Annotated in this window: 12 protein-coding genes; 3 read left to right on the top strand and 9 right to left on the bottom strand. The window is 56.7% G+C overall.

What is annotated here, in order from left to right:
- Window positions 1–125: 125 nt before the first annotated feature.
- Both tpiA and INT84_RS16015 read right to left on the bottom strand, forming a co-directional pair.
- A complete protein-coding gene (gene tpiA / locus INT84_RS16020; RefSeq protein ID WP_176917059.1) occupies window positions 126–893 on the bottom strand; it encodes a triose-phosphate isomerase in 768 nt (255 codons plus the stop codon).
- Between the two features lie 107 nt (window positions 894–1,000).
- Window positions 1,001–1,597: a DUF1454 family protein gene (locus INT84_RS16015; RefSeq protein ID WP_176917060.1), complete on the bottom strand. Its 597-nt coding sequence runs from the start codon at window positions 1,595–1,597 to the stop codon at window positions 1,001–1,003.
- A gap of 111 nt (window positions 1,598–1,708) precedes the next feature.
- On the opposite strand from INT84_RS16015, the gene INT84_RS16010 reads away from it, so the two are divergent.
- Entirely contained in the window at window positions 1,709–2,128 is a 420-nt protein-coding gene (locus INT84_RS16010) for a DUF805 domain-containing protein (RefSeq protein WP_194207591.1), read from the top strand.
- On the opposite strand, the gene fpr is transcribed toward INT84_RS16010, so the two are convergent.
- Window positions 2,129–2,875, bottom strand: coding sequence for a ferredoxin--NADP(+) reductase (gene fpr / locus INT84_RS16005; protein WP_176917062.1), 747 nt, complete (start codon window positions 2,873–2,875; stop codon window positions 2,129–2,131).
- Between the two features lie 95 nt (window positions 2,876–2,970).
- Window positions 2,971–3,981 carry a class II fructose-bisphosphatase gene (gene glpX, locus INT84_RS16000; RefSeq protein ID WP_194207590.1) on the bottom strand — a complete coding sequence of 337 codons (1,011 nt, stop codon included), beginning with the start codon at window positions 3,979–3,981 and terminating at the stop codon, window positions 2,971–2,973.
- A 107-nt stretch (window positions 3,982–4,088) separates the two neighbouring features.
- On the opposite strand from glpX, the gene INT84_RS15995 reads away from it, so the two are divergent.
- Window positions 4,089–4,934 carry a hypothetical protein gene (locus INT84_RS15995; protein WP_194207589.1) on the top strand — a complete coding sequence of 282 codons (846 nt, stop codon included), beginning with the start codon at window positions 4,089–4,091 and terminating at the stop codon, window positions 4,932–4,934.
- Between the two features lie 2 nt (window positions 4,935–4,936).
- Here INT84_RS15995 and recG read toward each other — a convergent pair whose 3' ends face one another.
- From recG to gmk, 5 genes are read right to left on the bottom strand one after another with little or no spacing between them, the layout of a single operon-like run.
- Complete coding sequence (gene recG / locus INT84_RS15990) at window positions 4,937–7,018, bottom strand: ATP-dependent DNA helicase RecG (RefSeq protein ID WP_194207588.1); 2,082 nt, start codon at window positions 7,016–7,018, stop codon at window positions 4,937–4,939.
- A 3-nt stretch (window positions 7,019–7,021) separates the two neighbouring features.
- Window positions 7,022–7,711, bottom strand: coding sequence for a tRNA (guanosine(18)-2'-O)-methyltransferase TrmH (trmH, locus tag INT84_RS15985; RefSeq protein ID WP_194207587.1), 690 nt, complete (start codon window positions 7,709–7,711; stop codon window positions 7,022–7,024).
- 3 nt (window positions 7,712–7,714) lie between these two features.
- Window positions 7,715–9,817, bottom strand: coding sequence for a bifunctional GTP diphosphokinase/guanosine-3',5'-bis pyrophosphate 3'-pyrophosphohydrolase (gene spoT / locus INT84_RS15980; RefSeq protein ID WP_194207586.1), 2,103 nt, complete (start codon window positions 9,815–9,817; stop codon window positions 7,715–7,717).
- Window positions 9,818–9,835: 18 nt separating this feature from the next.
- Window positions 9,836–10,111, bottom strand: coding sequence for a DNA-directed RNA polymerase subunit omega (rpoZ, locus tag INT84_RS15975; protein ID WP_000135057.1), 276 nt, complete (start codon window positions 10,109–10,111; stop codon window positions 9,836–9,838).
- A 54-nt stretch (window positions 10,112–10,165) separates the two neighbouring features.
- Window positions 10,166–10,789: a guanylate kinase gene (gmk, locus tag INT84_RS15970; RefSeq protein WP_176920006.1), complete on the bottom strand. Its 624-nt coding sequence runs from the start codon at window positions 10,787–10,789 to the stop codon at window positions 10,166–10,168.
- Window positions 10,790–11,039: 250 nt separating this feature from the next.
- On the opposite strand from gmk, the gene ligB reads away from it, so the two are divergent.
- Window positions 11,040–12,725 (top strand): NAD-dependent DNA ligase LigB, encoded by a 1,686-nt coding sequence (gene ligB, locus INT84_RS15965; RefSeq protein WP_370529680.1) that lies wholly within the window; start codon window positions 11,040–11,042, stop codon window positions 12,723–12,725.

Here is a 12,725-nt window from a genome sequence, read left to right as displayed (position 1 = left end):
GGGTACGATTACGCGCACCCACCGTAGGCCAGGTAAGATGCGCCAGCATCGCCACCCGGCAGGTCTACCACCGACCGTAGGCCGGGTAAGGCAAAGCCGCCACCCGGCACTCACGGCAACCGCGGTTACGCCTGTTTAGCGGCTTCGGCTGCTTTAACAATCACCGCAAAAGCGTCAGCTTTCAGGGAAGCGCCGCCAACCAGCGCGCCGTCGATGTCCGGCTGGGTGAACAGTTCGGCAGCGTTAGAGGCGTTTACGGAACCGCCGTACTGAATAATAACCTGCTCTGCCACTTTCGCGTCGGCTTTGGCGATGTGGTCACGGATAAATTTGTGAACCGCCTGCGCCTGCGCAGGCGTTGCAGATTTGCCGGTACCGATCGCCCATACAGGTTCGTAAGCGATAACCACGCCTTCGAATGCCGCTGCGCCCTGGGTTTTCAGGACCGCGTCGATTTGACGAGCACAAACTTCTTCCGTTTTGCCCGCTTCGTTTTCCGCTTCGGTTTCACCGATGCACAGAACCGGAGTCAGACCCTGCTCTTTCAGCACGGCGAATTTCTTCGCGATCAGCTCGTCGGATTCTTTATGATAAGTACGACGCTCTGAGTGACCGATGATGATGTATTTTGCGCCGATATCTTTCAGCATTTCGGCAGAGGTTTCACCGGTGAATGCGCCGGACAGGTTCAGGTCGACGTTCTGCGCGCCCAGCACAATGTGGCTGCCCGCTGCGGCCTGTTTTGCCAGGTCGATGTACATTTCCGGCGGCGCAATCGCAACGCCACAACCGGTCACGCCAGCCAGCTCTTTACGCAGGTTAGCTACCAGTTCGTTTACCATGTGGCGGTTGCCGTTCAGTTTCCAGTTACCCATCACTAAAGGATGTCGCATTTTAATTCTCCACGCTGTAAGCGAGTTAGGGAATATTGCCGCCCCTCAGGGCAGCATGGTCTGTGAGTCAGTATAGAGATTGATCACCCCAAAGGCTTTGCTTTTCGTCATTTATTGTCGCCTTCGTTGCTATCCGATAACGTCAGCTTAATCGGTTCAACAGCGAAGGTCAGCCCCTTTTCGCCGTTATCTGCCACAACATAGCGAATGGCACCATCGGTTTCGGCGTAGTAAAGCTGACCTTTTCCCGCAGTAAGCAGTTTTTGCAGCTTTTGCTGGCTTTGCGCTTTGGTCATCGTCGGGATAAACACGCGCAATATGGCGCTCATATACTCGTGAGCTTTGGCTCTGGCCGATTTTTGCTCCGGCCCCTGAATGGGAAGCCAGGTGATCTGCATGGATTTGATCTTCAGCGTGCCGCGTTCGAGCGCGGTAGAGGCGTAAAGATTCTCGTTGATCTTACTGGCGGCGCGGGTCAAATTGACGCGATCCTTCACGCCCGAAATCGCGCGAAACTCATTGAGCGGCAGGTCGGGGTTGTCTGCGTTAAATTTTTCCCGAAACTGGCTGATGGATTGTTCGAACGTGGGGGAACCGGCCAGCAAATAGGGCGCGGTCACGCTGGCGGTCTCCTCAGCCAACGCGAATGCGCTCACGGTGAAGCCCGCCAGCCAGAGTAAAAACAGTGTTCCCCATCTCTTCATTACTATCGCCTTTTTACCAATCTGCTTCGATTAAAACGATAACCGTCGTACTTGTCAAAAACTGACGACTTCAGGGTAAACTATGCGCAATAACATAATAAGGAAGAATGCATGACCCTACAGCAGTGGTTATTTTCGATTAAAGGGCGCACTGGACGCCGTGATTTCTGGATTTGGATCGTCATCTGGCTGGTGGCGATGTTTTGCCTTTTTACCCTCGCGGGCAGCAACCTGATCGATATGCAAATCGCCGCGTTTGCGCTGGTTTGTCTGCAATGGCCTACCGCGACCGTGGTGGTAAAACGTCTGCATGACCGCGGTAAATCGGGTCTGTGGGCGCTGTTGTTTATTCTGGCGTGGATGCTGTTAGCGGGTAACTGGGCAATATTACCCGGCATCTGGCAGTGGATGGTGGGGCGTTTTATTCCCACGCTGGTGATGGTAATGATGTTAATCGAACTGGGCGCGTTTATCGGCACCCAGGGCGAGAATAAGTATGGCAAGGATACGCAGGACGTTAAATTCCGCTGATCACCAGTAATGTTCAGCGGTCATATGGCCCGGACGACGGCGCAAATGTTTGGCCATCTGCCGGGTATCTTTCAGCATTTGCTGGGTATCGCGCACCATCTGCGGGTTGCCGCACAGCATGACGTGGCTGGTCTCAGGCGTCAGCGGTAATCCGGTAGCCTCTTCCAGCGCGCCGCTTTCTATCAGCGCCGGAACGCGCCCGGTCAGCGAACCAGCGACGGTTTCACGACTGACCACTGTCTGAATACGGAGTTTACCTTCATAACGCCGCTGTAACTCCAGCATCAGCGGCAGATAGCTGAGATCCGCCGCGTAGCGCACGGCGTGCACCAGCACCAGATTCTCGAAACGCTCCAGATCTTTACCCTCCTGCAAAATGGAAAGGTAAGGACCAAGCGCCGTCCCCGTCGCCAGCATCCACAGCGTCTGGCAATCAGGCACTTCTTCCAGCACGAAGAAACCAGCCGCCTCGCTGACAAGCTGAACCTCATCGCCAGGCTTCAGCGCAGCCAGTCGGGGGCTGAGCTTTCCTTCCGGTACGGTGACCAGATAAAACTCAAGATCGGGATTATGCGGGGCGTTGACGTAAGAATAAGCGCGCTGCACGCGCTCGCCGTCGATTTCCAGTCCCAGCTTGGTGAACTGCCCGGCGGTGAAAGGCTGAACGGGAGCATGAACGGTGAGGCTAAACAGCGCATCGGTCCAGTATTCTACTTTGGTTACTTTGCCTGTTACCCAGTCCGCCATGGTGATCTCCTCTTGGTTTCGTTACCTTATCTTCGTCGCTCGGCGTTAACATTTCCAGCCCCGCAAGGCTGGAAAGCTCTCCAGGACAAATATTTTCAGAGGATGTGACGCTGAACATCAGGATCTTTGCGATCCAGATAGTGAATCGATTTGATGCGGCGAATGGTGCGGGATTTTCCGCGGATCAGCAGCGTTTCGGTGGTGGCGATATTTCCCTTGCGGCCAATCCCTTCCAGCAAATCACCTTTGGTAATGCCGGTGGCGGAGAAAATCACGTTGTCGCTGCGCGCCATATCGTCGAGTCGCAGCACGTTGCCCGCCTCAATCCCCATCGCCTGACAGCGCGCCAGCTCATTTTCGCCGATGCGACGGTTCTCTTCGCTGTCGCCTTTAACGTGATGACGTGCCAGCAGGCGACCGTTCATATCGCCATCCAGCGCGCGGATCACCGCCGCCGAGACCACACCTTCCGGCGCGCCGCCGATGCCGTACAGCACGTCAACTTCGCTGTCCGGCATACAGGTCAGTATAGAGGCCGCCACGTCACCATCCGGAATGGCAAATACGCGCACGCCCAGTTGCTGCATTTCGGCAATGGTCTCGTCATGGCGCGGTTTGGCGAGAATAGTGACGGTCAGTTCGCTTAACGGTTTATGGAGCGCGGCGGCGATATTACGCAGGTTATCGGCCAGCGGCAAATTGAGGTCGATAGCGCCTTTTGCGCCCGGTCCGACAATCAGCTTTTCCATATACATGTCCGGCGCGTTCAGGAAGCTGCCTTTATCGCCGACCGCCAGCACCGCCAGCGCGTTCGCCTGGCCCATAGCGGTCATCCGGGTGCCTTCAATGGGATCAACCGCGATATCCACCGCGTCGCCCTGGCCGGTACCGACCTGCTCGCCGATATAGAGCATCGGTGCTTCGTCGATTTCGCCTTCACCAATCACGATGGTCCCGTCAATATTGACCTGATTAAGCATAATGCGCATGGCGTTAACCGCCGCGCCGTCAGCGGTGTTTTTATCGCCGCGTCCTAACCATTTATAGCCTGCCAGCGCCGCCGCTTCGGTGACGCGCGAAAATTCGATTGCCAGTTCCCGTCTCATTACCAACTCGTTTAAGCAGAAAAATTGCGCGCAGTTTAGCACACGCAGGATAGACAACCCTACCGGCACAAGGTGTACTCTTCCGTACAGTCAGCCAGGGAGGCGCTATGTCGCGAAAAAATAAGAAAGTAGCGTTAACGGTAGAGGAGCGTTGTCGGGCGATATTCGGCGATGAACCGCCCGTCCGGTACGTATGGGAACCTGAATTTGACTATGCAGACAAAGAACTTCAGGCGCTGGCGGCGACGGACTGGCGAGACATCACCGAACATCAGTTGAGCTGCTATTACGTGTTGAACCTTGTTTACAACGAACCGATGCAGCCAGAACTGTTCCGCTATTTATTTCCTCTGTGCCTGGCTAAATGGCGTGAAAGGCTGTTAGAAGATGCCGACCGCGATCATTTTGACGAATCACTACTCCAGGCGCTGCGGCGACCTTATCTGTGGCGGGAAATGATGGATGCCAGCCAGCGTCGGCAGGTGCGCGCTTTTATTATCGACACGATGCTGGCGCGAATGGATAACGAGCGTGGTTTTGGCGTTTCGCTCTCGTGGCTGTCTGTATTCAATGATATTGGCGGTACCGCGCCGGTGATGCGCATCATCTGGTCCCGCTGGTGGTCGCTGGATTCCGTCGGCAAAGCGGTATGCGCCCTGCAATATGCCGCGCATCTCATCTATGCCTGCGATGACAATATCCTCGGGGGCGGCGCTGGCTGGTACCATCCCTTAAGCTATTCCGACGCCTGGTCGCAAGAGAACTGGGTATTTCTGTACGGGGCATTAACGCCAGGAAAAATACTGGAGGGTGTGCAGGCGGCGGCAGAAAAATTGCGCGGCGAGCCGGAAGAGGACATTGCGGCGCGTATCGCCCAGGATGCGCTTAATGCGGTCGAGATTATTACGATTCAGATTGAGGATGTGCTGACGGAACTGGCGTGCGGCACATAGCGTCAGGCATTCGAATAGCGTTCCGTTTCCGGCATCCAGCGCTCAATCAGCGCGACCGCCTGCTGCGGGTAACGTTCGTGAATATGGCGTGCCAGGCGCTGAACTTCGGGGATCATCGCCTGATCGCGCAGCAAGTCGGCGACTTTAAATTCGGCGTTGCCGGTCTGCCGCGTACCCAGCAGTTCACCCGGTCCGCGAATTTCGAGGTCTTTTTGCGCGATGATAAAACCGTCGGTGCTGTCGCGCAGGACCTGTAACCGTTTTTGCGCGGTTTTGGACAGCGGCGATTTGTAAAGCAGCACGCAGTGGGAGGCCACCGCGCCGCGCCCGACGCGTCCGCGTAGCTGGTGAAGCTGCGCCAGTCCCAGACGCTCCGGGTTTTCGATAATCATCAGGCTGGCGTTGGGCACGTCCACGCCCACTTCAATCACCGTCGTCGCCACCAGCAAGTGCAGTTCGCCCTGCTTAAAGGATTGCATGACGGCTTGTTTCTCAGCCGGTTTCATCCGCCCGTGCACCAGGCCGACATTAAGCTCCGGCAGCGCCAGCTTCAGCTCTTCCCACGTCGCTTCTGCGGCCTGTGCTTCCAGCAGGTCAGACTCTTCAATGAGCGTACAAACCCAGTACGCCTGCCGCCCTTCGGTGGTACAGGCATTGCGCACGCGGTCAATGATATCGCTACGCCGGGCGTCCGGAATGGCAACCGTAGTAACGGGCGTGCGGCCCGGCGGCAGTTCGTCAATGACTGAAGTATCCAGATCGGCGTAAGCCGTCATCGCCAGCGTGCGCGGGATCGGCGTGGCGGTCATGATCAACTGATGGGGATGAAAACCCTGCTGCTGGCCTTTCTCCCACAGCGCCAGCCGCTGATGGACGCCGAAACGGTGCTGTTCGTCGATGATCACCAGCGCCAGGCCGTTAAACTGCACCTGTTCCTGGAAGATGGCATGGGTACCCACCACCATCTGCACCTGTCCGCTGGCAATCGCCTCCTGCTGAGCAAGCCGCGCTTTGCCTTTTTGCTTGCCCGCCAGCCAGCCGACGTTAATACCGAGCGGTTCAAACCAGCTACGGAAGTTGTTGGCGTGCTGTTCGGCGAGCAGCTCAGTCGGGGCCATCAGCGCCACCTGCCTGCCGTGCGCGATAGCGCGCAGCGCGGCGAGGGCGGCGACCAGCGTTTTGCCTGAGCCGACATCGCCCTGCACCAGGCGCATCATCGGAAAGTCCAGCGCCATATCATGTTCGATTTCCGCCACTACCCGCGTCTGTGCGCCGGTCGGTTTAAAGGGCAGGGAGGCGAGAAAACGGTTTTTTAACTCATCCTGCGGGCTGAGCGGCTGCGCATGATAGCGCTGAGCACCTGCACGTAGCGCAAGCATGCTGAGATTGTGCGCCAGCAGTTCTTCAAGAATAAGACGCCGTTGCGCGGGATGCTGGCCCGTTTCCAGATCGGCCAGTTGCAGTGATGGCGGTGGACGGTGCAGGGTGCGCAGCGCTTCCGGCAGCGTCATCATCCCCAGCGCCAGCTGCGGTGGTAACAGCTCGGTAATCGCACAGGTATCCAGCAGATCCAGCGCCTGATCGGTCAGCTTACGCAGCGTCGCCTGTTTCACGCCTTCCGTCGTCGGATAGACCGGCGTCAGCGTCTCCTGGAGTTCCGGCGTGCTGAGATCGCCCTGTACGCGATACTCGGGATGGATCATCTCCGCGCCGTACTTCCCGCGTTTTGCTTCCCCGTAGGCCAGCACGCGTCGCCCGGTGGCGAGGCTGTTTTTCATCGCCGCGTTGAAGTTGAAGAAGCGCATGGTCAGGATGCCGGAGCCGTCGCTGATTTGACAGGTCATCATCCGGCGACCGCCGAAGGTGATATTGCTGTTCAGCACTTCGCCTTCCACGGTGGCGTAAATACCGGGCAGCAACTCACCGATGGGATAAAGCTGAGTGCGGTCTTCGTAGCGCAGCGGGAGATGTAAAAGCAGATCCTGCACGGTATGCAGGCCAATCTTTGCCAGCTTGCTGCTCTGCGCCGCGCCGACGCCGGTCAGGGAGCTAAGCGGGATGGCGTCCAGCAACCGGCCCTGCATGATTTAGCCTGCGGCCTGCATGGTTGACCACCATGCGGCGTCTGCATCAAGCTCGCCCTGCTCGTTGACGCGCGGATAGTGCAGGCCCTTGCGCTTTGCGACGCGTGCCAGTACCGGATAGCCGCCTTCAAACAGCAGGCGCTGCTGTTCTTCTTCCGGCAGGGTGCTGTTTTCACGCAGGTACATGCCCGCGTTTTGCCGCTGGCGCTGCGCTTCATAGAGGATCAATGCGGAGGCGACGGAGACGTTAAGCGACTGCACCATGCCGACCATTGGAATGATGATATCCTGGTCCGCGAGGGCTAACGCTTCCTGAGTAATACCGGTTTTTTCCTGCCCCATCAGGATGCAGGTGGGCCGGGTATAGTCGATTTCGCGAAAATCGACGGCCTTGTCGGAAAGGTTGGTCGCTAAAATCTGCATACCGCAGCCTTTCAGATGCGTAACGGCATCGCCGATGGTGCGGTGAGTTTTGACCTCAACCCAGCTGTTGCTTCCCGCCGCAGCGGAAGCCATCGTGCGCATCCGGTTGCCCGGCCAGACGGCGTGAACTTCATGCACGCCGATGGCGTCAGCGGTACGGATAATCGCCGAGACGTTATGAGGTTTATGCACCTGCTCCATGCACACCGTCAGATCGGGCTGACGTCTGGCGAGCATCTCGCGTATACGCGCATAACGTTGTGGATTCATACGCTAATTTCGGTTACGGGTGACTTTAATGACGTCCGGCATCACGCGAATTTTGCGCATAATATTCGCCAGCTGCACGCGGTCGCGCGCGGTCAGGCGAATAAAGGCGCTGTAGACGCGGCCATCTTTCTCTTCCGTGTTCAGGCTCTGGATATTTGAGGACGCCGTGTTGATCGCCGCCGTCAGGTTCGCCAGCGCGCCCTGATGGTTAAACATATCCACTTTGATCTCGGTGATAAACTCCTGCTCGGTCTCTTTATCCCACTCAACCGCCATAAACTTCTCCGGCTCTTTCTGGTAGCCGCGAATATTTCGGCAGGATTCATGGTGAATGACCAGACCTTTACCGGGGCTGACGTGCGCGATGATCGGATCGCCGGGGATCGGACGGCAGCACTTGGCAAACGTGATCAGCACGCCATCTGCGCCTTTGATCGGCAAATGCCCGCTGCTCGGTTGAAGGGTTGTCGCATCACCCTGCTGGAGATTTTTCGCCACCACCACACTCATTGCATTGCCCAGACCAATTTCTGCCAGTAAATCATCCAGCGAAGCAAGCTTCATGCGGTCAAGCTCACGCTGAATACTTTCCTGTGGGATCTCAGCCAGCTTGCGGCTACCGCCCAGCGCGTGATTGAGCAGACGTCGGCCAAGGCTCACCGAGTCGTCGCGCTTGAGGTTTTTCAGCAGCTGGCGAATTTTGGCGCGTGCTTTCGAGCTGACGACAAAGTTCAGCCAGGCCGCGTTAGGACGTGCGCCCGGCGCGGTAATAATCTCAATGGTCTGACCGCTGGTGAGCGGCTGCGACAGCGGATACGGCTGGCGATCCACGCGCGCACCGACGCAGGCGTGACCGATATCGGTATGTACCGCGTAGGCGAAGTCGACTGGCGTCGCACCAGCAGGAAGTTCAACAATACGGCCTTCCGGCGTGAAAACGTAAATCTCATCGGGGAAGAGATCGGATTTAACGCTCTCGATAAATTCAAAGGAGCTACCGGCGCTTTGCTGAAGTTCAAGCAGGCTTTGCATCCAGCGCTGGGCGCGGATTTGCGCCGTGGTGCTGGTTTCACCATGCTCTTTATAAGCCCAGTGCGCCGCGACCCCCATTTCCGCCATCTGATCCATGTCTTCGGTGCGCACCTGCACTTCCACCGGTACGCCGTGCGGGCCGATCATGGAGGTGTGCAGGGACTGATAGCCGTTCGCTTTCGGAATGGCGATATAGTCTTTCATGCGGCCCGGACGCGGTTTGTACAGGCTGTGCATCTGGCCCAGCACGCGGTAACAGGTGTCGGCATCCTGAACAATGACGCGGAACGCGTAAATGTCCATGATCGAGTGAAAACGCTGCTCTTTGAGCACCATTTTGCAGTAAATCGAGTAAAGATGTTTCTCGCGACCGCTGACGCGACAGGGGATACCGGCTTCCTGCAAACGCCCTTCGATTTCAGAGAGGATTTTCTGGATCATCTCTTTACGATTGCCGCGCGCGGCTTTCACCACCTCTTTAATCACGCGATAGCGGTTCGGGTGCAACGCTTCAAAGCCCAGCTCTTCCAGCTCGGTTTTGATGTGATGGATACCTAAACGGTGCGCCAGCGGACTATAGATTTCGAGGGTTTCACGGGCGATGCGGCGACGCTTGTCCGGGCGTAAAGCCCCCAGCGTGCGCATATTGTGAGTGCGGTCAGCGAGTTTGATGAGAATGACGCGGATATCCTGCACCATCGCCATGATCATCTTGCGAAAGTTTTCGGCCTGCGCCTCTTTCTTGTCGCGAAATTTAAGCTTATCCAGCTTAGAGACCCCTTCCACCAGTTCGGCAACGCTTTTGCCAAACAGCTGTTCCATGTCCTGATAGGTGGCGGGGGTATCTTCAATCACATCATGCAGCAGCGCGGCCATCAGCGTTTCATAGTCGAGTTTCATCTCGGCCAGAATGCAGGCCACCGCTACCGGGTGCGTGATATAGGGTTCACCGCTTGAACGTGTCTGACCCTCGTGAGCGTCACGTGCAACGAGATAAGCCTGCCGAAGACGCTTAATCTGGTCTTCCGGCAGGTAGTTTTGAATCAGCTGATTCAGGCTTTCAAACAGATACAAGGGCGACCCGCTTTGTGATTAACGACGACCTTCAGCAATAGCGGTAACGGCTTGTATTTCAGCGGCTTCCTGCTCTTGCTGTTCCTGGCGCTCGCGCACGTCGAGGATCTGGTTGTTGATCAGACCTTCTTCGATTTCGCGCAGCGCGATAACGGTAGTTTTATCGTTTTCTTCCGGTACCAGCGGATCCTTTCCGCCTACCTGCATCTGACGAGCGCGACGCGCGGCGACCAGTACCAGGTCAAAACGGTTACCAATTTTCTCTACAGCGTCCTGAACAGTTACGCGTGCCATACTTAAAATGCTCCACAGATGAAGAAAGGACTGGGCATGATACTGAAAGTGAGTTCAGTCTGCCAACAGTTTGGTGATTAAAGCGTCATGTCGCTGTTTCTGGCGGCTCATCCGCAGACGTTCAGCGCGAATGATGGTCTTCAGATCGCCGATAGCGGTGTCGAAATCATCATTCACAATAAGATAATCATATTCGGCGTAATGGCTCATTTCTGCAACTGCCTGGGCCATGCGTTTTGCAATAACCTCTTCGCTATCCTGACCGCGACCGCGCAAACGGCGATCCAGCTCAAGCTTCGACGGCGGCAGGACAAATATACTGCGTGCCTGCGGCATTTTCTCTCGAATTTGCTGCGCGCCCTGCCAGTCAATATCCAGAAAAACATCTACGCCCGTCGCCAGCACTTGCTCAATGGCTTCGCGTGACGTGCCGTAGTAATTGCCAAAAACCTCTGCATGCTCAAGAAAGGCATTATTGCTAATCATGGTTCTGAACTCATCATGATTCACAAAGAAGTAGTGTTCACCGTGCGCTTCACCCGGACGCGGCGCGCGCGTGGTGTGCGAAACGGAAACCTGAGTATCGTACAACGGCTGGGTTTTTAGCAAAGCCTGAATCAGGCTGGACTTACCCGCGCCGCTGGGGGCAGAAACAATATAAAGCGTGCCTTGAGCCATGAGAATCTTATGTATGTGTTAAACGAAAGTGAGCTTACATACGAGCCTATTATACACGTCGCCGCTGCGTGACGTAGCCTTCGTCACACTTTTTGCGCCAGTTTCTTGCATTTTGCGTACTGTTTTCCCGTTTTCTCCCTCAGTTGCAGCAACAAGACAAAAATTCTGGAAGCATGCCCGAAAGATCCTCTTTTGCCTCTCGCCAGCGGGCGAAGCTCCAGGCTATACCCTCTGCATTACGCAAAGGAGGCTGAATATGTGGCGACGGACAGGCGTTTTGTTAGGGGTAATGTTGTGGATGACGCAGAGCTGGGCGCTTTGTCCGGTGTGGTCTCCAGCCAGGGCAGAGCAAGAAATTGCGCAGCTTAATGCACAACTCAGGCAGTGGAATGAGGCGTACTGGCAGCAGGGAGCCAGCGAGGTCAGCGACGGCGTCTATGACCAGCTAAGCGCGCGACTGGCCCAGTGGCAGCGCTGTTTTACTTCTGCGACGCACAGCGACCTGACGTCTCCTGCTATCAGCGGTACGGTTAATCATCCTGTGGCGCATACCGGCGTGCGGAAGCTGGCGGATAAACAGGCGCTGGTGCAGTGGATGGCCGGAAAACAGGATCTCTGGATCCAGCCGAAGGTCGACGGCGTCGCCGTCACCCTGGTCTATCGCCACGGTAAGCTGGCACAGGCAATCAGCCGGGGAAACGGGCTGAAAGGGGAAGACTGGACGGAAAAGGTCCGGCAGATCCCCTCAATACCGCAAACGACATCCGGCGCGCTGGCGGACGCCGTCCTTCAGGGCGAGCTGTTCCTGCTGCGTGAGGGGCATATTCAGAAGCAGATGGGCGGCATGAATGCGCGTTCAAAAGTCGCCGGGGCGATGATGCAACAAGGGGAAAGCAACACGCTGACCCAGTTGGGCGTATTTATCTGGGCGTGGCCGGATGGGCCGCAAAAAATGGAGCAACGTCTGACGCTGTTAAGTCAGGCGGGGTTTCCTCTGGTTCAGCGTTATTCACAGAATGTGACGCGGCTGGAAGAGATAATCGAATGGCGCGATCGCTGGTTTACAACACCGCTGCCGTTTGTTACAGATGGCGTGGTGATTCGTTCTGCCATTGAGCCGGAGGGGAAACACTGGCTACCGACACAGGGCAGTTGGGTCGCGGCCTGGAAATATAAACCTGCTTCTCAGGTTGCCGAGGTGAAAGCCATCAATTTCACGGTGGGCCGTACCGGGAAAATTGCCGTCGTGGCGCAACTCTTGTCAGTAACGCTGGATGATAAACAGGTGCAGCGGGTGAATGTTGGCTCCCTGGCGCGTTGGCAAACGCTGGATATTGCGGCGGGCGATCAGGTATTGATAAGCCTTGCCGGGCAGGGGATCCCTCGCATTGATAGCGTTGTCTGGCGAAGCACTCAGCGCGCGAAACCGACGCCACCTGCGCAGAAATACAATGCGCTCACCTGTTTTTACGCTACTCCCGGCTGCGAGGAGCAGTTTATGGCCCGGCTCGAATGGCTGGGGTCGAAATCGGTTTTCGATATTGATGGTCTTGGTCGCGCAGGCTGGCAGACGCTGCATCAGGCGCACAATTTTACGCATATCTTCTCATGGTTGGCGCTGACGCCGGAGCAGTTGCGCAATACGCCCGGGGTTACGCCCTCGCGCGCCGCACAGCTCTGGCATCAGTTCAATCTGGTTCGTCAGCAGCCTTTCAAACGGTGGGCGACGGCACTGGGTTTACCGCTTAACAGGGCGGCGCTGGGGGCGCTGGCGGATAATCGCTGGGAAGAGATAGTGGCGCGAGATGAGCAAGGCTGGCAACGTTTTCCCGGTATGGGAAGCACGCGGGCGCAGCGCATGGTGAGCGCGGTACATCACCCGGATATTTCCTGTCTGGCGCAGTGGCTTGCCGACCAGAAAATACCCGGGTTTTAA

Origin of the sequence: Superficieibacter sp. 1612_C1 (genome assembly GCF_015234305.1) — a bacterium.
Lineage (GTDB): Bacteria > Pseudomonadota > Gammaproteobacteria > Enterobacterales > Enterobacteriaceae > Superficieibacter.
Note: the sequence above shows the minus strand (reverse complement) of the source record. Positions and strands in the feature narration are given on the sequence as shown.